Origin of the sequence: Tropicimonas sp. IMCC34043, from assembly GCF_003390845.1 — a bacterium.
Lineage (GTDB): Bacteria > Pseudomonadota > Alphaproteobacteria > Rhodobacterales > Rhodobacteraceae > Tropicimonas.
Map to the genome: position 1 here is coordinate 285,837 of NZ_QMEK01000003.1, position 22,102 is coordinate 307,938.

Annotated in this window: 16 protein-coding genes, 1 tRNA gene, 1 pseudogene and 1 CRISPR repeat array; of the genes and pseudogenes, 14 read left to right on the top strand and 4 right to left on the bottom strand. The window is 65.9% G+C overall.

The annotated features are described in order from the left end of the window. Positions 1–147: 147 nt before the first annotated feature. The 14 genes and pseudogenes from dctP (at position 148) to DQG17_RS13945 (ending at position 17,066) form a co-directional block, all read left to right on the top strand. A complete protein-coding gene (gene dctP / locus DQG17_RS13875) occupies positions 148–1,161 on the top strand; it encodes a TRAP transporter substrate-binding protein DctP (protein ID WP_157973616.1) in 1,014 nt (337 codons plus the stop codon). A gap of 7 nt (positions 1,162–1,168) precedes the next feature. Then, positions 1,169–1,648 (top strand): TRAP transporter small permease, encoded by a 480-nt coding sequence (locus tag DQG17_RS13880; RefSeq protein WP_116133438.1) that lies wholly within the window; start codon positions 1,169–1,171, stop codon positions 1,646–1,648. Beyond that, a complete protein-coding gene (locus DQG17_RS13885) occupies positions 1,641–2,933 on the top strand; it encodes a TRAP transporter large permease (protein ID WP_116133439.1) in 1,293 nt (430 codons plus the stop codon). Before DQG17_RS13880 ends, DQG17_RS13885 begins: the two co-directional genes overlap by 8 nt. Further along, complete coding sequence (locus tag DQG17_RS13890; RefSeq protein WP_116133440.1) at positions 2,930–4,051, top strand: L-tyrosine/L-tryptophan isonitrile synthase family protein; 1,122 nt, start codon at positions 2,930–2,932, stop codon at positions 4,049–4,051. Before DQG17_RS13885 ends, DQG17_RS13890 begins: the two co-directional genes overlap by 4 nt. Next, complete coding sequence (locus DQG17_RS13895) at positions 4,048–4,902, top strand: ROK family protein (RefSeq protein ID WP_116133441.1); 855 nt, start codon at positions 4,048–4,050, stop codon at positions 4,900–4,902. The genes DQG17_RS13890 and DQG17_RS13895 overlap by 4 nt, the downstream gene beginning before the upstream one ends. After that, positions 4,839–6,059 carry an L-tyrosine/L-tryptophan isonitrile synthase family protein gene (locus tag DQG17_RS13900; protein ID WP_198666123.1) on the top strand — a complete coding sequence of 407 codons (1,221 nt, stop codon included), beginning with the start codon at positions 4,839–4,841 and terminating at the stop codon, positions 6,057–6,059. The genes DQG17_RS13895 and DQG17_RS13900 overlap by 64 nt, the downstream gene beginning before the upstream one ends. A gap of 652 nt (positions 6,060–6,711) precedes the next feature. After that, a complete protein-coding gene (gene cas3, locus DQG17_RS13905) occupies positions 6,712–9,186 on the top strand; it encodes a CRISPR-associated helicase Cas3' (protein WP_157973617.1) in 2,475 nt (824 codons plus the stop codon). A 389-nt stretch (positions 9,187–9,575) separates the two neighbouring features. After that, the gene (gene casA / locus DQG17_RS13910) at positions 9,576–11,054 is read left to right on the top strand and encodes a type I-E CRISPR-associated protein Cse1/CasA (protein ID WP_157973618.1); all 1,479 of its coding nucleotides are present in this window, start codon (positions 9,576–9,578) and stop codon (positions 11,052–11,054) included. Beyond that, positions 11,051–11,542, top strand: a complete 492-nt coding sequence (gene casB, locus DQG17_RS13915; RefSeq protein ID WP_116133445.1) for a type I-E CRISPR-associated protein Cse2/CasB — start codon at positions 11,051–11,053, stop codon at positions 11,540–11,542. Before casA ends, casB begins: the two co-directional genes overlap by 4 nt. Further along, a complete protein-coding gene (gene cas7e / locus DQG17_RS13920; protein ID WP_116133446.1) occupies positions 11,539–12,624 on the top strand; it encodes a type I-E CRISPR-associated protein Cas7/Cse4/CasC in 1,086 nt (361 codons plus the stop codon). The genes casB and cas7e overlap by 4 nt, the downstream gene beginning before the upstream one ends. Then, positions 12,617–13,303: a type I-E CRISPR-associated protein Cas5/CasD gene (gene cas5e / locus DQG17_RS13925; protein WP_157973619.1), complete on the top strand. Its 687-nt coding sequence runs from the start codon at positions 12,617–12,619 to the stop codon at positions 13,301–13,303. Before cas7e ends, cas5e begins: the two co-directional genes overlap by 8 nt. Continuing rightward, entirely contained in the window at positions 13,300–13,998 is a 699-nt protein-coding gene (cas6e, locus tag DQG17_RS13930) for a type I-E CRISPR-associated protein Cas6/Cse3/CasE (protein ID WP_116133448.1), read from the top strand. The genes cas5e and cas6e overlap by 4 nt, the downstream gene beginning before the upstream one ends. Positions 13,999–14,182: 184 nt before the next feature. Continuing rightward, positions 14,183–14,428 (top strand): annotated as a pseudogene (cas2e, locus tag DQG17_RS13940) (type I-E CRISPR-associated endoribonuclease Cas2e); the annotation flags it as partial. Positions 14,429–14,494: 66 nt separating this feature from the next. After that, positions 14,495–14,767: a CRISPR direct-repeat array (repeat unit 29 nt; unit sequence CTGTTCCCCGCACGCGCGGGGATGAACCG). Positions 14,768–15,308: 541 nt separating this feature from the next. Continuing rightward, on the top strand, positions 15,309–17,066 hold the full coding sequence (locus DQG17_RS13945) for an ABC transporter ATP-binding protein (protein ID WP_116133450.1): 1,758 nt from the start codon (positions 15,309–15,311) through the stop codon (positions 17,064–17,066). Between the two features lie 376 nt (positions 17,067–17,442). Here the strand turns inward: DQG17_RS13945 and DQG17_RS13950 are convergent, their stop codons facing one another. The 4 genes from DQG17_RS13950 to DQG17_RS13965 all read right to left on the bottom strand — a co-directional run bounded on the left by DQG17_RS13950 (position 17,443) and on the right by DQG17_RS13965 (position 22,095). Further along, positions 17,443–19,023, bottom strand: a complete 1,581-nt coding sequence (locus DQG17_RS13950; protein ID WP_116133451.1) for an arylsulfatase — start codon at positions 19,021–19,023, stop codon at positions 17,443–17,445. A gap of 326 nt (positions 19,024–19,349) precedes the next feature. Then, a tRNA-Leu gene (locus DQG17_RS13955) sits at positions 19,350–19,436 on the bottom strand. A gap of 183 nt (positions 19,437–19,619) precedes the next feature. Beyond that, positions 19,620–20,795 (bottom strand): acetyl-CoA C-acyltransferase, encoded by a 1,176-nt coding sequence (locus tag DQG17_RS13960; RefSeq protein WP_116133452.1) that lies wholly within the window; start codon positions 20,793–20,795, stop codon positions 19,620–19,622. A 7-nt stretch (positions 20,796–20,802) separates the two neighbouring features. Then, complete coding sequence (locus DQG17_RS13965; RefSeq protein ID WP_116133453.1) at positions 20,803–22,095, bottom strand: ArgE/DapE family deacylase; 1,293 nt, start codon at positions 22,093–22,095, stop codon at positions 20,803–20,805. Between the last annotated feature and the right edge of the window lie 7 nt (positions 22,096–22,102).

The following is a 22,102-nucleotide window of genomic DNA, read 5'->3' on the forward strand; positions in this document are numbered from 1 at the left end:
CCGGGATTGTGCGAGCTGTCGGGGGGCGTCCGCGCAGCCGGGTTTCACAAACGTTCAAGAACGCGGCTGATCCGGCATGATACTTTTGACGGACCCATTCGGATGCCGGGTCATCACCAAACAGAAAAACTCAGACAGGGAAACGACATGCTGAAAAACACCGCATTTACTGCCTTTGCCGCAACGCTGGCCACCGCGGGTGCCGTCTCGGCACAGGATGCCGGGGCCGCCTGTTCTGCGGCGCTCGAGGCACCCGTTTCCTTCAGGATCTCGCACCAGAACTCGCCCACAAGCCCGATCCACCCGCATCTCGAGAAGATCGTCGCGGACGTGACCGCGGCGACCGACGGCAAGCTCGATCTGGCCGTCTTCCCCTCCGCGCAGCTTGGCGGCGAGATGCAGGCGCTGGAGCAGGCCGCCTTTGGCGAGAACGTCATCTTCTACATCACCGCCGGTGCTCTGGCGACGGCAGGTGTGCCCGAGCTGTCGATCCTGAACGGCCCGTTTCTGACGCCCACGCTCGAAAGCGCGCAGAAGCTCGAGAAATCCTCACTGATCGGCGGCTTCAAGGACCGGCTCGCGGAGAAGGCCGGGCTTCATGTGCTTGCGCTGAACTGGTTCGATGCGCCGCGCTCGATCCTCGGCCACCAGGGCTATCCGGAACCGTCCGACCTCGTGGGGGTGAAGATGCGCGTGCCCGAGGCGCCGGCCTATCTGCGGACCTTCGAGACGCTGAAGACCGCGCCGCAGGCCATCCCCTTCTCCGAACTCTACCTCGCGCTGCAGCAGGGTGTTGTGGACGCCGCCGAGGGCGGAATCGACGGGATGGCCAACGCGAACCTGATGGAGGTTGCGAAGACCGTCACGGTCACGGATCACTTCCGCGTCTTCTACGGTTTCGCGATGAGCGAGGAGCTCTATGCGAAGCTGCCCGAGCCCTGCCAGACACTCCTGAGCGACGAGTTTTCCGAGAAAGGTGACGCCTATTCCGCCGGCATGGACGAGATCACCATCAACCGGATCGCCGAACTCAAGACCGAGGGCGTGATCTTCGTCGAGGCCGACAAGGACGCCTATCGCGTGGCAACCGAGCCCTTCTACAGCTTGTTCCCCGAATGGCCCGACGGGCTGCTCGCGGACGTGCGCGCAGCAATGCAGTGAGTCCGGAATGGTCCGGTCTGTCCTTCGTTTCTGGAAGTTCCTGGACGAGACGCTACCAGCCCTGCTGGTAGCGTTCATCATCGTCATGGTCTCCGCAGATGTGGTGCTGCGCAACATGTTGGGCCGCACGGTGCCCTTCGGCATCGAGCTGTCGACCTATGCCTTTGTCTGGATGATCTTCCTGGCCTCTGCGGGCGCATCCCGCCGCAACCGGCATTTCCATGTGGATATTCTGCTCCAGCAACTCCCGCAGCGCGGCCGCCGCGCGCTGCAGGCGGTGCTCGACCTGGTCTGCGCCGTCATCGCGCTGAAGATGACATCCATCGCATGGGACTACACGATGCGGAGCTGGAACCGGACCTCCGAAGGGCTGCAGATGCCGCTCGGATACTTCTACATGATCTTCCCCCTGAGCTTCGCGTTGATGGCGCTGTCGCATCTGCTGCGTGCCTCCCGCCTCGTTGTCAAAGGGGACGGCGATGAGTAATTTCCTGATCCTGGACCTCGTCGGCATGGTGTTGGCGATGGTCATCGGGCTGAATGTGGTCTTCGCGGTTCTGGGCGCGGCGCTGATCTATTTCCTGTTCCATGCCGACACCTCGCCGCTGGTGATGATGCAGCAGATCCAGACCTCGCTGCGCAGCTTCCCGCTGCTGGCGATCCCGTTCTTCGTCTTCGCCGGAACGGTCATGGCACGCGGCGGGATCGCCGAGAGGATCATCTCTTTCGCGCAGGTGATGGTCGGCCACTGGCGCGGCGGGCTGGCGCAGGTGGCGGTGCTCAACAGCCTGATCATGGGCTCGATGTCGGGCTCTGCCGTGGCGGATGCCGCGATCGACAGCCGGGTTCTGGTTCCGCAGATGCGGGCCAACGGCTATTCCCTGGGCTTTTCCAGCGCGATCTCGGCGGCCTCCGCAGTCATCGCTCCGGTGCTGCCGCCGTCGACCTCGCTGATCCTCTTCGGGCTCCTGGGCCAGGTCTCGGTGGCGCAGCTCTTTCTCGGTGGCGTGGTGCCCGCATTCGTGATTGCGCTCGCCCTGATGACCGCTGTCGCCATCATCGCACGGCGCCGGAATTACGGGTCGGTGCTGCTGCAACGTTCGAGCCGGTTCGAGCGGCTTGCCGCCCTCCGGCACTGCGCCTGGGCGCTGCTCATGCCGATCCTGCTGATCGTCGGCCTGCGCGCGGGGGTCTTCACGATCACCGAGCTGTCGGTGATGGCGGCGCTCTACACGCTGGCGGTCAGCGCCTTCATCTACCGCTCGGTGGGATGGAAGGAACTGTGGCTGATCCTGAAGGAAACCGCCGAGACGACAGCGACCGTGCTGATCATCATGGGGGCCTCCGCGTCCTTTTCCTACATCTTCGCAATCGAGCAGGTGCCGGTTCATGTGGTCTCGGCGCTGACCCGGATCAGTGACAATCCGCTCGTGATCCTGCTGCTCCTGAACGTCGCGCTGCTGATGCTCGGGATGCTGGTAGAGGGGGCCGCAATCATGATCCTCGCGGCGCCGGTGCTGGTCGGGATCGCGCGCGCCTTCGGGATCGACGAGGTCCACATGGGCGTCATCGTCGCGCTTAACCTCACGATCGGCACGCTGACCCCTCCGGTCGGCATCGTGCTCTTCACCATCTGTTCGATCACCGGGTGCCGCGTCGGCGAGTTCCTCCGCGAGATGCTGCCCTTCTACTTCACCCTGGCCTGCGTGCTTCTGCTGCTCTCGGCGGTGCCCGCCATCGTGCTTACCCTTCCGCACTGGATGACTCCATGACCGAAAAGACGAGTCCGTACATCTTCCCGTTCCAGAGCTTCAGGCATCTGGACAGGATGACGGAGAACGCCACCTTCCTGCCGTCGCGAACGATCTCACCCGCAGAGCTGACGCCGTTGATCGAGCGCTTCGCGCCACCGCTCGATCTGCCCCCCGGCGGCAGCCTCGCCGAGCGCATCCTCGGCCTCTTTCTCCTGCCCGGCGTGCTGTTCGGAAAGCCCGAGTTCGTGACCTCGCGGGCAGAGGCGTGGCTGGCGGCAATCGAGGACCGCCTGTCCACGGACCGGCCAGTCGAATTCACGATCCTCGGCTTTCCGTTCAAGATGCCCGTGCCGCTGAAGACCGACCGGCGCGCCGCGGATTTTGGCGAGGTCGTGGGCCTGTGCCGCCTGAACCGGATCGGAGAGGCAATCGCTGCGCATCACCTTCCGGGCGCGCGTGTGCATCTGCTGAGCGAGGGGCCGTTTCACGAGCTGAACGGCCTTTCACGGGACTGGGCGGATGCCTATTTCGCATCGCTGGGCCACGTCGTGGATCTCTTCGGGATCGGCACGCATCTGGCGCTGCATGACCTCAACGTGGTGCTCGACGAAGAGCCGGATTTCCGCCCCGCCTGGACCGCAGCGACCGAGGATATCCGCAGGCGCCGGGACGCCGGCGATCCAAGGACGCTCGACGCCATCCGCGACGCGCTTCCCGTGCGCTTCCACAACATCGCCAACCCCGGTGTTCCCGACGAGGAGCTGTGCCGGGCCTATCGCGGCGACGTGGAGGCCGCCGACCTGCGCGCCTCCATTGCCGCGCGTGCCGAGGAGGGGGTGCTGGCCTATCGCGGCTTCCTCGAGGCCCGCGACAGGATCGGCCTGCTGGACCGGCTGGTTCCGGGCGGGCTTTCGATGACCGTTTCCCCGCGTCCCGGACGGCTGGGGGTGCGCCCGCTTCCCCTGCCGGCCGACAAGCTGCCCTATCACGGGGTCCCGGTGATCGGGGCGAAGGGGCAGACGCTGCGGATCGACTACCTCTGGGACCTGAAACGCGGCGGCGGCCGCTTCGAGCCGCTGCGCATCGGGGCGGACACGGATCCCGCTCCCTTCCTGTATCGTGAGGTTCGCGGGTGACGGGCACGACAATCGCCTTCGATTTCGGGGGCACTAAGATCGACATCTGCCGCATGAAGCCGACCGGCGAGTTGCTCGGCCGCGAGGTCGTGGCCACCGCCAGCCTGATGCCGGGCGAACCGGCGTTCCTAGGGCGGGCCATGGCGCTTCTCGACAGCAAGGTCGGGCCAGGCGATATCCGCATCGGGCTGAGCTGGAATGCCCCGGTGCACGAGGGGCGGCTGCAACAGAGCTCGCTGCTCGGCGGGCCCATCGAGGTCGATCTGGGGGCGCTGCTGCGCGACAGGTTTCCGGGCCACGAGATCTGTGTCGAAAGCGACGTTCACGCCATGGCTCTGGGTGAATACCGCTTCGGTCTGGGGCCGGCCGCAAGCCCTCTGCTGCTGATCAACCTCGGGTCCGGCGCGGGTTTGGCCTATCACGACGGCACGCTCATGCGCGGCTTCACCGGAGGTGCGGGGCTCGTCAGCCAGGAGTTGCGCCGCGTCCCGGAGATCGGCGAAACCGTGGTGCTGGACCACCTTCTTTCGGGCCGCGGCCTTGCCCGGATTTACCGGGGCCTGACCGGGCAGGAGCTCAACGGTGCACAGATCGCGGCGCGGGTCTCCGACGATCCCGACGCGGCCCGTGTCTTCGACATCTTCGCGGCGCATCTCGGGATCTATCTGATCACGGTCTGCCGCATGTTCGACCCGCGCACCGTCGTGCTGTCCGGCTCGGTTGCCAAGGCCGCGCCGCTGTTTCTGGACGAGGCCCTGCGGGTCATGTCCGGGCAACTGGAGCCGGCATGCGCGCCCGAAAGGATCTGCCTCAGCGCGCTCGAGGCGGCCGCCTGCCGCGGGCTCGCCTGACCGCTCTCCTATCCTCTTCTCTGAACAGAAAGGTCTTTCCCATGTCCGGCGAGACAAGCGCCTATGTTTTCCCCTTCCGCCCGTTCCGCAATCTCGACAGGAGCATACCCGTGGCCCGTATCCGGGATGGCGGGACCTGCGGCCTTGCCGCGTTCGAGCCGCAGCTCGGGATGCTCGCTCCCGAGCTCGGCATGCCGCCCAGCGGCGAGAGCTGGCAGGAGCGGCTGATCGGACTCTGCTGCGACCCGCAAACCGTCTTCGGCCGTCCCGAGTGGATCCGGGATCTTGCCGCGCATTGGATCGGCATGGCCGAGCCCTTCGTGGCGGCAAAAAGGCCCATCGAGTTCACCATCCTCGGCTTTCCCTTCAAGGCGCCGGTGCCGCTCAAGACGCGCCGGAAGCTGCCGGACTTCGGCGAGCTTGTGATGCTGCGCCGCCTGCATGAGTTCGCCCTCGGTGTCGGGCGCTTCCATGCGCCCGGCGCGCGGATTCACATCTTCGCCGAAGGCGCCTTCGCCCGGGTCAACGGCATGCCACAGTCGGACTCTGACGCCTATTTCGATGCGCTCGTGGCGCTTTCCGAGGCGGCCGGGTTCGGGGAGACACTGGTGCTGCACGAGACCTCGCGCATTGCCGACGAGACGCCGGGCTTCCTCGGTGTCTGGGAGGAGATGGCGGAGGAAATTCGGGCGCGGGCGAAGGCCGGGGACGAGAAGACGGTGACCGCGCTGCGCGAGGCGCGCCCGGTGACCTTCCATCTCTGCGCCAATCCCGGGGTCTCGGAGGAGCAGCTCCGGCTGGCCTATCTCGGCGACCCGGCCGCAGCGGAGCTGCGCGCCGATCTCGAACGCCGCAGCGACGAGGGCGTGATCCGCTACCGGGCGTTTCTCGAGGCGCGGGACAAGGTGCGCCTTCTGGAGGACTTCGCGCCGGGGGCGCTCGGGCTGACGGTCTCGCCGCGTCCGGGGCGGATCGGTGTCCGCCCCCTGCCGGAACCCGCAAACGTGCTGCCCTATCACGGTGTCCCGGTGTGGAACGAGGCGGAGAAGCAGCTCCGCATCGAATATCGCTGGGACCTGATCACCACCGACCGCGAGTGGACGGGCCTCTATCTCGAAGGCGACAGTGATCGGGAGCCGTTCCTGCTGCTGGAGTGACCGGCGCCCCGATACCCGCCGGGCCGGCTGTCGTGCCGGCCGGCATACCGGCTACAACCGCCTGACGCTGCCCTACCGCAAGGGGCAGCGCTCGGATCGCGGTCGCTCACAGTCGCGCCCACTCCGCTCGACGACGGCCTGAAACAGGCGCGTCGCGCCAAGCCCCGAGTCGATTGGCAGCGGGACGGCGAAGTCTGTGCATCGCCGCAGATCGTGGATTTCAAGGTCCGTCACACGGCCAATGAACCGGGCGATTGCTTCAAGGCTGCTCTCAGCCCCGGCCGCGTCGTTCGCGGAAAATCCAACGCGGTGTGGCACCAACAGACCGAGCGCGAAATGGGCCGGTCGGCGGTGGTGATGCAAATGGGACCGTTGGGGTTCACCCCCTCGGGCAGGGCCTCCTCGTCCCCCTCGGCGCGCCTCTGGCGCAACGCCGAAGGGCACCTCGCCGCCACAGAGTTACCACCGAGCATCGACAGGGGGACTCAAGGGGGCTGGGCAAAATGCCCAGCCTGGCTAATGGATTAATAAAGCGTCTTTTTCTGGAAGCTATGGTGCCCCGCGTGTTCCACGGCCTGGCAGGTCCATTGTTGTGACACGGCCCTTGTTCCTGCTTGAATTCTCGCCAAGTTGCCCGGTACTCATTCTGCCGATGGAGAAAACAATATCTCGTTGGCCGGGCAAGAGTGTGCCGCCGGAAGGCGGTCCTGAGCATCCGGCGATCTATCACATGCTCGATGTCGCTGCGGTCGCCGAACGACTGATCGGTCCGTTCGGATGGGATGCGGCGTTGCAGGACGCGCTGGTCCTGCTGGCCGCTCTGCACGATCTGGGCAAGATCGGCGAAGGTTTTCGGGCAATGTTGCGCGAAGGGAAGGCGCAGCCCGCAGGTCTTCACTGGGAAGTTACCGAAGCCCTGTTGCGCCATCACGATACGCTGATCGCCGAGAGGCTCGGATCGACGGAGCGCTATCGGCTGAGGCTTTATGCGGCCACGGCCGGGCATCACGGTCGCCCGCCAACGCGCGATGTGGTTCAGTTGCGCCGGTCCCTGGACAGCGCGGGGCAGGAGGCGCTGGCCGACAGCGCCAGGACAATCGAGGCGTTCCTTGCCCTCTGGCCGAAGGCATCCCTCGACGGGCTCGACCGCGAAGGCGCGCTTGCGCTGAGTTGGTGGCTTCCTGGTCTGGTCTCCGCCGCCGATTGGGTCGGCTCCAATTCGGCGTGGTTTCCGCCCTGTGATCCGACTGTCCCGATCGCGGCCTATCTGGAACGCGCCCGGGACAAGGCGGGCATGGCGGTCGAATTGGCGGGTCTGACTGTCCCTGCGCCGAGCGGCGGAAAGCTGTTCGACTTCGACCTGCGCCCGATGCAGGCGGCCTGTGCGGAGGTGCCATTGCCCGATGGCCCCATGCTGGCGGTCATCGAGGATGAAACCGGCGTCGGCAAGACCGAGGCCGCGCTGATCCTGGCGCAGCGGATGATGGCCGCGGGCAAGGGACGGGGGCTGTTCTTTGCCCTGCCCACCATGGCTACGGCAAATGCGATGTTTGCCCGCGCGCAAGAGGTCGTGTCGCGCATGTTCGCGGGGCCGCACAGCCTGGTGCTGGCACATGGCAGGGCACGCCTGTCCGGGCCGTTCCGCACGCTCGTGGCACGGCAGAGCGCGGGCACCGACGAACCGGTCTGTACCGAATGGCTTGCCGATAACCGCCGTCGGGCGCTGCTGGCCAATGTCGGGGTGGGGACGGTGGATCAGGCGTTGCTCTCGATCCTGCCGACCAAATTCTCGACATTGCGCCACTTCGGCCTGTCCTCGAAGATTCTGATCGTCGACGAGGTGCATGAACTGGGCGAGCCCTACATGGCGGCCGAGCTGGCGCAGCTTTTGCGGGCGCATCGCATGGCCGGCGGTTCGGCGATCCTGCTGACGGCGACCTTGCCGATGGCGCAACGCAAGACGCTGCTTGCGGCCTACGATCACGCCGACAGCGGGGACGCGGCCTATCCGGCGCTGACGCTGAGCCATGGGCAGGTGCGGCGGGAGTTTCCACAACAAACAGGCGCGCGTGGGCAGGTATCGGTCCACCGCCTTCCGGATCCCGAGGCCGCCGTTGCCTTGCTGGCCGAACGGGCGGGGCAGGGGGCGGCCTGCCTTTGGGTGCGCAATGCCGTGGACGATGCAATTGCCGGGGTCGAGGCGCTGCGGGCCGCGGGGGTCGAGGCCGATCTGCTGCACGCCCGCTTTGCGCTCTGCGACCGGCTGCGGCACGAAACGGCGGCGCTGGAGCGCTTCGGCAAGGCGCGGGAGCCGCGTCCGGGGCGGGTGCTGGTGGCAACGCAGGTGGTGGAATCCTCGCTGGATCTCGATTTCGACGTGATGGTCTCCGATCTCGCGCCGATGGCCGCACTGATCCAGCGCGCCGGCCGGCTCTGGCGGCATATGGACCGGCGTCCGGCGGCGATGCGGGCGGTGCCAGCGCCGCTGCTGCATGTCGTGTCGCCGGACCCCGACAGCGTGGAGGACGACCAGTGGCTGCACCGGGTGCTGGACCGGGGCGCCTGGGTCTATCCGCTCGACCTGCAATGGCGCACGGCGCGGGTGCTGTTCGGGATCGGGCGGATCGAGGCGCCATCGGGGCTGCGCGCGCTGATCGAGGCGGTGCATGGCGCTGATGCCGAGCCGGTGCCCGGCCTGCTGGAAACGGCAGAGACGGAACGGATCGGCAAGGGGTACTCGGCGGCCAACCAGGCGTGGCGCAATGTGGTGGTGCTGGAGGACGGATACCGAATGGGCGGCGCCGGGGCCGAGGACACGAAATACCCGACCCGGCTGGGCAGGCCGCAGAAGACGCTGCTGCTCGCCCGGTGGCAGGCGGGGCGGCTTGTGCCCCACGCCGGGACCGAGGCCGGGGACATGGAGGATGCCTGGCAGCTTTCCGAAGTGCAGGCCGCCGAACACCGGCTTCAGGGGCTGGACCTGCCGGATCAGGCGGCGCCCGAGGTGGCCGCGATGACGGCAGGCTGGCCGGAGTGGCGGCGGGCGGCGGTGCATGTCTGCCCGATGGCGCCGGACGGGGAGATTTGCACGGGGCTGCGCTACGATCCCGAGAGGGGGCTGTTGTAACGGCCTATTTGTGATAACGACAAGTAATCAAAGTTTTGTTTCCCGCGCCTGTGGGGATGGCCCGTGCTTTGTGGAAAGGGTTGCGAAAGACTGTTCCCCGCCAAGCGGGGATGATTAAGTGCTTGGTGGAAAGAGATGCGTAGTATCTCTTTCCACCTTTTTATAGACAGGCCTTGGCGCTGATGTTATCAAATGAAAGCAGCGGACTCGGTTTCCCGAATCCGCTGCTTGAAAGTACAAAGTTTAACGCAGCCGTTGGCGCGGCTTCATATGAGCGGAGGTTAAGAAGATGCAGACCTTAAGAGTCTGATCCTTGTCGCGCCCAGATTCATTTATGCGGAACTGGGCGCGCAAGGCAATAGAGCTAAATTTGCAAAAGGATATTGCCGGTGCCCCTTAATCTCATTTCCGATCCTTGGATTCCCGTCCTCACACGCGATGGCCACCGGCGCATTATCGCGCCTTGGGAAATCGCCGACCCGGATCTTTTGCGTCCGGACTGGCCGCGCGCCGATCTCAACCTCGCCTGTCTTGAACTGCTGATCGGGTTGGTCTTTCTCGCCGACCCGCCGGCCCATGACGAGGACTGGGAGGACCGGCAGGCGCCCGATCCTGCACGCCTGCGCGCCCGGCTGTCGCCGCTGGCGCCGGCCTTCGAGCTGACCGGCGAGGGGCCACGCTTCCTGCAGGATCTGGCGCCGCTCGAGGGCGCGCCCAACCCGCCCGATATGCTGTTCATCGACAGCGCCGGCGGCAATACGGCGAAAAACAATGCCGACCTGATGGTGCGCCGCGGCCGATACCCGGTGCTCGACCCGGCGATGGCGGCGATGGCGCTTTATACCTTCCAGGCCTTCGCACCGTCTGGCGGAGCCGGCAACCGCACTTCGATGCGGGGTGGCGGGCCGCTGGTGACCCTCGTGGCCCCGCAACAGGCGCTTTGGCCGATCGTCTGGGCGAACGTTCCCTACGGCCGGCCGGCCGGCACCGAGACCCTGCCCTGGATGCGCGCCACGGTGACCTCCGAAAAGGGCCAGCAGGTCTTTCCCGAACAAAGCCACCCGGCGGAGGCGTTCTTTGGTATGCCGCGCCGGCTGCGACTGGTGGAGACGGCGGGCGCGATCACCGGTGTGATCCAGCGGCCCTATGGCACCAATTATGCGGGCTGGGACCACCCGCTTTCGCCCTACTACCGGCAGAAGGTGACCGACGAGTGGCTGCCGCGTCACCCCCGGCCCGGGCTTTTCGGCTACCGCCACTGGCTGGGCATCGTCGCCGCGCTGCCGAACGAGGCAGAGGGCTTACGGCGGCGGGCCGGAATGGTGCGCGAGTGGGAAAATCGCCAGTCGAAGCTGCAGGTGCGGCTGATCGTCGGCGGCTGGGCGATGGACAACATGAAGCCCAGGGATTTCATCCTGTCCACGCCGCCATTCGTTGCCCTCGATGGCGAGGCGACGCTGATCCTGTCAGGGCTGGTCGAGGCCGCGGACCGCTTGTCGCTGGCGCTGCGCGGCGCGTTGAAGCCGGTGCTTGCCGAGGGCGAGGAGCGCGAGGCCGTTCGGGAGGCGTTTTATGCCGACACCCAGGCACCGTTCGAGGCCCGCGTGGTGCAGTTGCAGAAGGGCGTGGCGGCGAGCGATGTCGCGCGGGGCTGGCTCGACGACATGCGGCAGGTCGCCATTCCCATTTTCGAGGGCCGAGCCCTGCCAGGGCTCGCCGACCGTGACCCAAAGGTGCAGCAGCAGATCGTTCAGGCCCATCGCGGGTTGCTTGCCGCCTTCGCCGGGCACGGGAAGGTGGGGGGCGACGCCTTTGAGGCGCTGCGCCTTACGCCGGCGCCGAAGCAGAAGGAGGAGGTTGCGGAATGACGGGCAGCGAGACGAAATCGCCCGGCCAGATCGTTCTGGGCTGGTGGAGCCATCAGATCGCGGACCGGCAATCCGGGAAAGCCCGCGCGCTGGCCGCGCGTCTGCGGCACGCCACCGCGATCGAGGCATTGTCGGAACCGCAGGTTCACGCGCTGGCGCAGGCGTTGAACCTGCGGGACGCCGCGCCTCTGCTGCGGTTGGTAACGGTGCTCGCCCGCGTGCGCGATCATGAAAACCGCCCGCTTGCCCGTCGGCTTGGCGGAGATCCCCCGGCGATGTCCGCCGCGCGATTCCAGCGGTTGATGCGCGCCGAGGGCGAGGAGTTGACCGCGGCGCTGTGCCGGGCCCTGCCGATGGCGGCCAACAAATGCAATGTGGCGGCGCTCGGACAGGATTTGCTGCGCTGGGATGATACGACCCGCGCCCGCTGGACCTTTCACTATTTCGGCGCCCCTGCCCCCGAGAGCCTTGAGGAGACCTCCGCATGACGACCTTCGTGCAGTTCCACCTGCTGACCGCCTATCCGCCCTCCAATCCGAACCGGGACGATCAGGGGCGCCCGAAGCAGGCAACGGTCGGCGGGGCACCGCGGTTGCGCCTGTCGTCGCAATCGCTCAAGCGCGCGATCCGGGAAAGTGCCTGGTTCGAGACGGATCTGGCCGACCACCGCGGCACCCGAACCAAGCGCCTGTTCGAAAAGCTGAAGGAAAAGCTGGTTGCCGGCGGGGCGGCGCCCGAGGCCGCACAGACTGCGGCCGAGAATGTGGCAAAGCTTTTCGGTAAGCTCGAGGCACCGAAGAAGGACGCCCCTGAAAAACTGCAGGCAACGACCCTCGCCTTCATCTCGCCCGAAGAATGGGCCCTGGCAGAGGGTCTGGCGGGCAGGGTTCTGGCGGGCGAGGATTTGCCCAAGGACAAGGATCTGAAAAAGCTGGTGCTGCGCCATGCCGACGGGGCGGTCGATATCGCAATGTTCGGGCGGATGCTGGCTGACGACCCCGATTTCAGCCGCGAGGCGGCAGTCCAGGTTGGCCATGCGATCACGACGCACCGTGTTTTGGCCGAAGACGACTGGTTCGCGGCGGTCGACGACCTGAAAACCCGCGAGGAAGATGCCGGTGCCGGGCATCTGGGCGAGCTTGGGTTCGGCTCGGGCGTCTACTATCTCTATGTCTGCGTGAACGTCGATCTGCTGGTCGAGAACCTGAACGGCGACCGCGATCTGGCGGCCAAGGGCATGGAATCGCTCGCGCGTGCGCTTGCCACCGCAACCCCGCGGGGCAAACAGAACAGCCACGCCCACCATCCGCGCGCCGGCTTTGTCCGCGTCGAACGTGGCCCGCAGCAGCCGCGCGATCTGACCGGGGCGTTCTTTGCGCCGGTGCGTGGCACCGATCTGGTGGCGGCCTCGGTTTCGGCATTGGAGGAGATGGCCGGCCGGATCGACAGGGCCTATGGCGATTGTTGCGAAGCTCACCTGGTCATGGATGTTGCCAAAGGGGTCGGGACGCTGGACGAGATCGCGGCCTTTGCCGCCGACGCGGCGATGGCCGGGACCGTCGATGCCTGACTACCTGATCTTTCAGCTCACGGCCGCACTCGGCGCGATGGGTGAATTCGCGGGTCACGAACGGCGCGGCTCGCTGATCTGGCCGGGCCGCGCGGCCCTGATCGGCCTGATGGGGGCGGCGCTGGGGGTGCGTCGCGGCGGGGATTTCTCGGCGCTCGATGCCCTGCAAACGGCTGTAGCGGTCTTCGATCACGGTGGCCCGCTGCGAGACTATCACACCGTGGAAACCGTCCCGACCGCCGCCGCGCGCCGTCCGCAGTCCCGCCCCGAAGCCTTGCGTCTGGCAAACGGGCGCACCAACACCACGATCACCCTGCGCGACTACCGGACCGGGCCGCTTTATGGCGTGGCGGTCTGGGGCGGGCCGTTGTTGGAATTGCAGGCGGCTCTGAAGCAGCCGGTATTCACGCTCTATCTCGGGCGGAAGTCCTGCCCGCTTGCCGCGCCGCTCGATCCCCTTGTCACCGATGCCGCCAGCCCCGAGGCCGCGCTGGCGCACTTGCGATTGCCGCCCTGGCAGCGCGGCAAGGTGGCGCGGATCATGGCAACGGACGACCGCCCCGACGCCTCCCGCCGCGAGACCCGCCACGACATCGTCAATGACCGGCTGCTGTGGCATTTCTCGGAACGGGAGGTTGCGGTTGTCCCGGTCGAGATCGCCCCGGAGGTCGCAAAATGAGCCTTTATCTCTCCCGGCTGAGCATTTCGCGCGACCCTGCCGTCTCGACGCTCGATGCGCTTCTGGAGCCGCGGGAGCGCGGCCGGCGATCGGATGCGCACCATCGCCTGCTGTGGACCGCTTTCGCCGGCGACCCGGAGGCGAAACGCGATTTCCTGTGGCGCGGCGAGGGCAAGGGCCGGTTCCTGACATTGTCAGCGCGCCACCCGGGCGACAGTCCCTTTTTCGATCCGCCCGAGGTGAAGGCCTTTGCGCCCGATCTCGCCCGGGGCGATCAGCTGTTCTTTACCCTGCGCGCCAATGCCACCCGGACCGAACGGACCGGCGAGATGTCGGGCGGCGGCAAGGAGAGGAAGCGCCATATCGATCTGGTGATGGACGCGCTCTATCCGCTGAAGGAGGGCCGGGCCGAGGCCCGGATGCAGGCGGCGCAATCCGCAGGTCAGGGCTGGCTTGCCGGGCAGGGCGCGCGCAACGGCTTCGTGCTCGACGAGGTCACGGTGGGGGATTATTCGGTCCACGCCCTGCCCGCGCACAGCGGCAGGCGAAAAGGCCAGCCGCAGTTCGGCATCCTCGATCTGACCGGCAAGCTGACCGTGACCGACCCGGCGGCGTTTCTGGCGCGCCTTGCGGCGGGCTTTGGCCGCGCAAAGGCGTTCGGGTGCGGACTCATGCTGATCCGGCGCGCCAGATGAAGGGGCTGCCGCCGCCGAAACCGATCCCGCTGAAGGACCGCGCCTCGCTCGTCTTCGTCGAGCGTGCGCAGCTCGACGTGTTGGACGGTGCCTTCGTGGCGGTCAATTCCGACGGCACGCGCACCCATATCCCGGTCGGCGGGCTCGCGGGGCTGATGCTGGAGCCGGGCGAACTGCCCCGCCCCGGCTGCGGGGGCGGCTGGCGGCCTGGCTGCTGGAGATCCGGGCCGGCGTCTTTGTCGGCGACTACTCGGCCAGAACGCGGGAGCGGATCCGGGAACAGGTTGTGGCCTATATCGAAGGCGGCGACGCCGTGATGGTCTGGCGCGCGCCGACGGACCAGGGATTTGAGTTCCGCACCATCGGGGACAACCGCCGCGTCCCGGTGGAGTTCGACGGATTGACGCTGGTTCAGTTCCGCAAAGCGTGAGCGGCGTGGTCCGGTAGGTTCTTTGACATTGTGAAAAGCGTGGCAGGTCAATAGGCTGCAGGAAGTCTGTTCCCCGCACGCGCGGGGATGAACCGAATGACCGCCTTCGCAGAAATCATGTCCGGTCCTGTTCCCCGCACGCGCGGGGATGAACCGAGGATCAGAGAGCTATGGCAAACTTCTACGTCCTGTTCCCCGCACGCGCGGGGATGAACCGTATTGGGAGCCGGCGGGCGATATCTACCCCGACTGTTCCCCGCACGCGCGGGGATGAACCGTTCGGACATGAGCGCTTCAGGAAGGTGAAAACCTGTTCCCCGCACGCGCGGGGATGAACCGGGGCGACAGGATCGCCCATTCGAACGGGATCCGTCTGCCGGGCCGGAAGAGCCGGGCATAGACCCCGCAAGGGCTCCGGGATTGCGCGGACCACGCCGGGGCGGCACAGGCGGACCGGCTATCTGCGCCCCAGGGCCCGGGAAGCTTCGGATATCCAGAGAACCGCGCAGCGGCTCGGCGCCCGCGGCGCGGCAAAAGCCTGGGGCGCGTTCCACCGTGGAGGCGGCAAACAGACCCTCGCCCTGGCGCTCGCCGTCTGTGATGGCCGCGATGGGCCGATGACACTTCGGGTGCCTATCGTTCAAGTTGCACTTGACGGACAAGGTGGCCGCCGCATAAGAGATCCCCAATGACACACCTTGCCAGGAGGGCGCACATGGCTATCGCTTATCGCTTCCTCCCGGGCCGCTCCCGTTTCGGAGCCGCCCTGACCTGACACTTCTGCGGCGTATCTCGCCCAAAGTTGCAGATCCCCCGGTCCACACAGGACCTGCTCTCCAAATACTTCGCAAGGCGCAGCCGACACGGTTGCGAGACGTTCATGTTCCCTTTTTCGACCGACAGCGCATTCGCGCGCGTTTTCTCGTTCACCTTCCGTCTTTGGATGCGCCAAGGCGGAAAGGTCGTTGCCGTCCTGGCGGTGGTCCTGATTGCAACGGCCGCCGACCTCTGCGTGCCCGTCTTTACCGGTCGCCTTGTCCAGGCGGTCGCGGCGGCTGAAACGCCCTGGCCAGCCTTCGCGGCGCTCCTCGGTCTGGGCGCCCTGTCCGTTGCGGCCAAGATCCAGAGCTACTTTTCCATCATCGAGCTGACCATTCCCTCGATGCGTGCCGCCGAGGCCGAGGCCTTCGCGCATGTTCAACGGCTGCCGGCCGACTGGCATGCGAACGCCTTTGCCGGATCCACCGTGCGCAAGATCACACGCGGGGCCTGGGCGCTGGATGAAATGGCCGATCTGCTGTTGCTGGCGCTTTTGCCTTCGATGTTGATCCTTTTGGGCACCATCGGAACGCTGGCGGCGTTTCGCTGGGAGGTAGGGCTTGTCGCCGGTGTCGGCGCACTCGTGTTTCTAGTTCTCTCCCTGTCGTTGACGTTGTTCTGGGTGGCTCCGGCGGCCCGTCTGGCCAACGCGCAAGACAGCCGGGTATCCGGCGCGCTGGCCGATGCCATCACATCCAACGGGGTCGTGCGCGCCCATGCGGGAGAGCTGCGCGAGGACGCGCGGCTGGGGCTTGTGCTGTCCAAATGGGCGCATCGCACCCGGCGGACGTGGCGGCGGGGCACATGGTCTGGACTGTCTCAGGACATGACGATCTGGGCCTTGCGGGCGACGGTCCTGGGCGGGGCGCTGGTCGCCTATACCCGCGATCTGGCCGATGCCGGCGAGATTGCCTTCGTCGTCTCGGCGCTTGGCATGCTCGACGGGTATTTGCGCCAGATGGGAAACCATGTGCGCGGGCTGCAAAAGGCCGTCAACGACGCCGAAGAACTGGTCGACCTGATGGTCGCGACCCGCGAACAATCCGTCGCCAGACTGCCCGAAACGGCCTTGTCGCCCCGTGCGGCGGCGCTGGCGTTTGACCGTGTCGGCTATGGATACGCAGGGGCTGCGACGCCGCTCTTTGCCAATCTGGACGTTTCCATACCGGCGGGTCAAAAGGTCGGGCTGGTCGGTCGGTCGGGGTCGGGCAAGACAACCTTCGTGAAACTGATTCAGCGGATTCATGAAATCAACGAGGGTACGATCACGCTCGGCGGTGTCGACATTGCGCGGGTTCCCCTGGATGCGTTGCGTCGGCATATCGCGCTTGTCCCGCAGGATCCTGTCCTGTTCCATCGCTCTCTTGCCGAGAACATCGCCTATGCGCGCCCCGGTGCCACGATGCAGGAAATCCGTGACGCTGCGGAGCGCGCGGGGGCTGCTGGCTTCATCGAACGGCTGCCCAAGGGCTTTGGCACGGAGGTGGGCGAAAGGGGCGTCAAGCTGTCGGGGGGCGAGCGTCAACGGGTGGCCATCGCGCGGGCATTCCTGTCGAATGTGCCTGTCCTGGTCATGGATGAGGCGACATCTTCGCTCGATTCAGAGTCCGAGGCGCAGGTTGCCGAAGCCGCAGAGCGGCTCATGGAGGGGCGCACGACCCTGGTGATCGCGCACCGTTTGGCCACTGTGGAACGGATGGACCGCATACTCGTCTTCGATCGCGGGCAGATTGTCGAGGACGGCACTCCGGCGGATCTGATGGCACGCAGGGACGGCCTGTACCGTGCCCTGCGTGCGCGGCAGACGCTGGCCGGGTAGAGCGCCGGCAAGCCTGAATGTTCTATTCGGGCTTGCCGGAGCCATTCGCCGTCGGGTCCAGCCGACATGATCAAACCGACCCTTGCCGGGCGCAGACCGAGCGCGAAGGCCTGTTGTTCAAACGTCTTGTCGGCGTCTTTCGACATGGTGCGGACGACAACGGATCGACCGAGGCACCATAAAGAGTATTTCAGGCGGACAAGTCGCCTGACCCGGTCCGGCCTGCGCCAATCAATGCCTTGCCAGAGCGGCGCCACATGCATCGAGGCGAGCGGCCAGGATCGCCGGGAAAGCCTGTGCCAGCATAAGCCTGGCGCCAAAGTCAGATTTAAAGGGCGACCCACCTGAATGGGTCGCCTGATTGTTCAAATGCCGGTCATTGCGCGCCGGATGCGCCCGTGGTGATCATCTCGGCGGCTTCGCCGATGGTAAAGCTGCCGGGCTTCTGGCGGGGCGGGAATTCCTGGAATGTCGCCAGGAAAGTGCCGATGTAATCGGCCGCCGGGAGCAGAACGAAAGCCCGGTCCAGATACCAGTCATAATAGGTATTCGACGTGATCTGCGCGCGTTCATAGGGGTCGCGCCGCAGGTTGAACAGCAGCGGAATGCGCAGCTGCGTCCAGGGCTCGGCCCAGGCCCGCAGCGTCTGGGGATAACGATGCTCAAGGAAGATCGCCTTCCAGTCGTTCCAGCGCAGCGCAGTCAGATCGCCGTCGTCCGAGAAGTAGAGGATCTCGTGGCGCGGCGAGGTTGCTTCCTCACCCAGCAGGTAGGGCAGCGTGTTGTAGCCATCGAGGTGGACGCGATAGTCGCGCCCCCCGCCCACTTCGGCGACGGTAATGCCCTCCAGCAACTGCTCCTTGATGTCCGGTTGACCTGCCATCGCAAGGAAGGTCGGCAGCCAGTCCATATGGTGCATGATCTCGTTGGAGACGCTGCCCGGAGCGATCCGCCCAGGCCAGCGCACCATCGCCGGCACGCGGAAGGCCCCTTCCCAGTTGGTATTCTTCTCACCCCGGAACGGCGTCATGCCGGCATCAGGCCAGGTGTTCATGTGCGGGCCGTTATCGGTGGAGTATTCGACGAAGGTGTTGTCTGCGATGCCAAGCTCATCGAGCAGGTCGAGAAGCTGACCAACCTGCATGTCATGCTCGATCATCCCCGCCTGGTATTCGTCCATGTGCTTGCCGGTGATCTGGTCGGCCATTTCCCGCATTTCGTCGCTGACATGGGTCCGGAAGTGCATCCGGGTGCCGTTCCACCAGACAAACCAGGGCGTGCCTTCGGCGTCTTTCTCACGAATGAAAGCGATGGCGGCATCGAGCGTTTCCTGATCGACAGTTTCCATGCGCTTGCTTGTCAGGGGGCCGGTGTCCTCGATCGTCTGCGTGCCGTCCGGATTGGCGAAAGACCGCACTACGCCCCGCGGACCGAACCGCTCGCGGAACTCTGCACCGGCCGGGTAGTCTTCGTTCTCGGGCTCTTCCTCGGCGTTCAAGTGATAGAGGTTGCCGAAGAACACGTCGAAGCCGTGGTTCGTCGGCAGCATCTCGTCCCGGTCGCCGAGGTGGTTCTTGCCGAACTGCCCGGTGGCGTATCCTTGCGCCTTCAGAAGACCGGCGATGGTCGGATCCTCGATCTGCATGCCCTCGGCCGCGCCGGGCATACCGACCTTCGACAGACCTGTCCGGAATACGGACTGCCCCGTGATGAAGGACGACCGACCGGCGGTGCAGGACTGCTCGGCGTAGTAGTCGGTGAAGATCAAGCCTTCCTCGGCCACCCGGTCGATATTGGGCGTGCGATAGCCCATCAGACCCTTGGTATAGGCCGAAATGTTGGATTGACCGATATCGTCGCCCCAGATTACCAGGATATTGGGTTTTTGATCGTCTTGCGCGGCCGCCAAAATCGGCAATCCCGCGGCCAAGACAGTAATTAACAACGTTCTTAACATCAAAGTCTCCTCCCTGAAGGTTTTGATCCGCCGAAGTGTCAGAGAGATTTTAGCATTGATGCAACTGAGGGCAAAATGGGAAAGGAAACGCTGCAGAGTTATTCGACTCGAATAGCGGGACTGTCTTTCGTGTCGGGTCGGTCAAATCGAGCGAAGTTCACTGACCTCGTGACCATGTGCTTCGACGGGCTCTGACGATGTGACCGCTCTCCCTTGTGTAACGTTCCAGCTCCACCTTGGCACATCGATGCCGTCGGGCGTGGTCACACCATCAGAGCCTGTCTGTCTCCTAAGATACGGAAGCAAAATACACTTGTGGAATTTGTTGGTGCGGACGACGGGACTTGAACCCGTACTTCACTGAGGAAAAGAGATTTTAAGTCTCTCGCGTCTACCGATTTCGCCACGTCCGCATGTAACGTGACCCAGCAATATCAAACCACGGGGCGGGCACAATTCTCAAACCGACCCGAACGGCCCGGGCGGCGCACGATGACAGAGGGTGCCGGGCGAAAATGCCGGCCATTCGGATCGCTCGGACGGCCGTCGAGCGACTGTAAGCGGCACAGGCGGCGTGCACGGCACCGGACGTCCGCTCAAAATATCTCGACCAGGCCTGCCGCACCCTGACCGCCGCCGACACACATGGAGACCACGCCCCAGCGCGCGCCCCTGCGGCGGCCTTCCAGCAGGATATGCCCGACCATGCGCGCGCCCGACATGCCATAGGGATGGCCGATGGATATGGCGCCGCCGCTCACGTTGAGCCGGTCGTCGGGGATCTCGAGCCTGTCGCGGCAATGGACGAGCTGTGCGGCGAAGGCCTCGTTGATCTCCCACAGATCGATGTCGCTTGCCTTCAGGCCATGGCGGGACAGCAGTCGCGGGATGGCGAGCACCGGGCCGATCCCCATTTCCTCGGGGGGGCAGCCCACCACGGCAAAGCCGCGGAGAGCGCCAAGCGGCGCAAGCCCGCGGCGCGTGGCTTCGCTTTCCGACATCACCACGCAGGCGGCCGCGCCGTCGGACAACTGGCTCGCATTGCCCGCGGTCACGCATTTGCCGGGGCCAAGCACCGGCTTCAACGCCGCCAGACCCTCGGGCGCGGTCGTGGGCCGGTTGCATTCGTCGGCCTCGAGCCGCACCGCTTGTTCCCGTGTTTCGCCCGTGGCCCTGTCTGTCACGATCATCGTCGCATCGACCGGCACGATCTCGTCGGCAAAGCGTCCGGCGGCCTGCGCGGCGGCCGTGCGCTGCTGGCTCTGGAAGGCGTAGGCATCCTGCGCGGCGCGGCTGACGCCATAGCGGTCTGCGACGATCTCGGCGGTTTCGATCATCGACAGGTAATATCGCTCGGGCACCCCCGGTGCGCGATAGCGATAGCCGTTCCAGTGATCGTTCTGGACCAGCGAAATACTGTCGAGCCCGCCCGCCAGGGCGACCTCGACCCCTTCTAGCGCAACCATATGACCAGCCGCCGCGATGGCATCGAGCCCCGAGGCGCATTGCCGGTCGACTGTCAGGCCCGCGACGCTGTCGGGCAGGCCGGCGGCCAGCGCGATGTGGCGGGCAACGTTGATCCCGGTGGAGCCTTGGGTCAGCGCCGAGCCGAACACGGCTTGTTCGACCTCGGGGCCATCCAACCCGGCGCGGGCGATGGCGGCGCGGACCGCATGGGCGGCGAGCGCCGGCCCTTCGAGGTTGTTGAACGCCCCGCGATAGGCCTTGCCGATGGGGGTGCGGGCGGTAGAGACGATGACAGCTTCGCGCATGGGGTTCTCAGATCTGTTCGACGCCGCACCAGTCGGCAATGAAAAGGGCGGTGGCCTGGGTGATGCGGCGGACGCTTTCCAGCTCTACCCGCTCATTGAAGCCATGGATCGCCTCGGCCCGCGGGCCATAGACCAGCGCTGGCGTATCGGCATAGAGGCCGAAGAACCGCGCATCGGTGGTCGCGGTGATGGCCGCGCGGTCGAGCGGCCGGCCCTGCACCGCAATATGCGCGGCATCGAGCGCGCCGATGGCCGCGGCGGCGGTGGCGCCCCGGTCGGCCGACAGCGCATAGCCTTCGGCGAGAAAGCCGTGCCAGACGACTTCGGGCAGGGCATTCTTGAGGAAGGCGTTGCCACGCGCGGCATCCATCAGCGCATCCTCGATCTCGGCCTGCGCGGCGGCAATGTCTTGCCCCGGAAAGATCGCGATCCGCATGTCAAAGACGCACCAGGCGGGGACGGAACTTGCCCAGTCGCCACCCTCGATCCGGCCGATGTTCAGGTTGATCGGGTGATGCACATGGGCGAAATCGGCATGGCGGTTCTCTGGCGCGTTCCAGCGTTCCTCCAGCCCGTGCAGCGCCGCAATCAGCGGGATCGCCGCCTCGATGGCGTTTGCGCCGCTTCCGGCATAGGCGACATGGGTCGGCAACCCTTTCAGGTGAACCTGTGCCCAGATCACGCCAAGCTGGGATGTGACCAGCGCCTCGCCAAAGGGTTCGGGGATCAGCGCCGCCTCGGCCCGATAGCCACGCTGAAGGCAGGCAACCGCCCCATTGCCGGTGCATTCCTCCTCGACCACCGACTGGAAGAACACGTCCGCGGCGGGTGCCAGCCCGATATGGCGCAGGGCATCGAGCGCGTAGAGATTCGAGGCAAGTCCCGCCTTCATGTCGCCGGCCCCGCGGCCATAAAGCCAGCCGTCACTGACATGGGGTGCGAAGGGCGGGCTGTCCCACATGTCGAGCGGCCCGGCGGGCACCACGTCGATATGGCCGTTGAGGATCAGCGAGCGGCCTTTGCGGGTCGCACTGCGATGTGCGCCGACCACGTTCACGGCGTCCTCATAGCAGCCGAGTACGGGCGAAAATCCCGGCATGTCGCGGATTTCGGCAACGTCGATCATCCAGCGGTCGACCGCCATCCCGCGGGCGTCGAGTTCGCCCGCCATGAAGGTCTGCGCGCTCTGTTCGTTGCCTCGGGTCGAGGGGTGCGCGGTCAACGCGCCCAGAAAGGCGATCTCGTCGTCGAACAGCGTGTCGACCGCTGCCAGAATGCGGGTTTGCAGATCGTGGTCCATATTGGCC

Excerpts from the sequence above, each read along its gene's own strand:
- cas7e (WP_116133446.1), top strand. The coding sequence starts at position 11,539 with ATGACGACCTTCGTGCAGTTCCACCTGCTGACCGCCTATCCGCCCTCC.
- DQG17_RS13880 (WP_116133438.1), top strand. The coding sequence starts at position 1,169 with ATGGTCCGGTCTGTCCTTCGTTTCTGGAAGTTCCTGGACGAGACGCTA.
- DQG17_RS13945 (WP_116133450.1), top strand. The coding sequence starts at position 15,309 with ATGTTCCCTTTTTCGACCGACAGCGCATTCGCGCGCGTTTTCTCGTTC.
- DQG17_RS13900 (WP_198666123.1), top strand. The coding sequence starts at position 4,839 with ATGCGCGCCCGAAAGGATCTGCCTCAGCGCGCTCGAGGCGGCCGCCTG.
- DQG17_RS13950 (WP_116133451.1), bottom strand. The coding sequence starts at position 19,023 with ATGTTAAGAACGTTGTTAATTACTGTCTTGGCCGCGGGATTGCCGATT.
- cas6e (WP_116133448.1), top strand. The coding sequence starts at position 13,300 with ATGAGCCTTTATCTCTCCCGGCTGAGCATTTCGCGCGACCCTGCCGTC.
- DQG17_RS13960 (WP_116133452.1), bottom strand. The coding sequence starts at position 20,795 with ATGCGCGAAGCTGTCATCGTCTCTACCGCCCGCACCCCCATCGGCAAG.
- casB (WP_116133445.1), top strand. The coding sequence starts at position 11,051 with ATGACGGGCAGCGAGACGAAATCGCCCGGCCAGATCGTTCTGGGCTGG.
- cas3 (WP_157973617.1), top strand. The coding sequence starts at position 6,712 with ATGGAGAAAACAATATCTCGTTGGCCGGGCAAGAGTGTGCCGCCGGAA.
- DQG17_RS13890 (WP_116133440.1), top strand. The coding sequence starts at position 2,930 with ATGACCGAAAAGACGAGTCCGTACATCTTCCCGTTCCAGAGCTTCAGG.
- cas5e (WP_157973619.1), top strand. The coding sequence starts at position 12,617 with ATGCCTGACTACCTGATCTTTCAGCTCACGGCCGCACTCGGCGCGATG.
- DQG17_RS13885 (WP_116133439.1), top strand. The coding sequence starts at position 1,641 with ATGAGTAATTTCCTGATCCTGGACCTCGTCGGCATGGTGTTGGCGATG.
- DQG17_RS13965 (WP_116133453.1), bottom strand. The coding sequence starts at position 22,095 with ATGGACCACGATCTGCAAACCCGCATTCTGGCAGCGGTCGACACGCTG.
- dctP (WP_157973616.1), top strand. The coding sequence starts at position 148 with ATGCTGAAAAACACCGCATTTACTGCCTTTGCCGCAACGCTGGCCACC.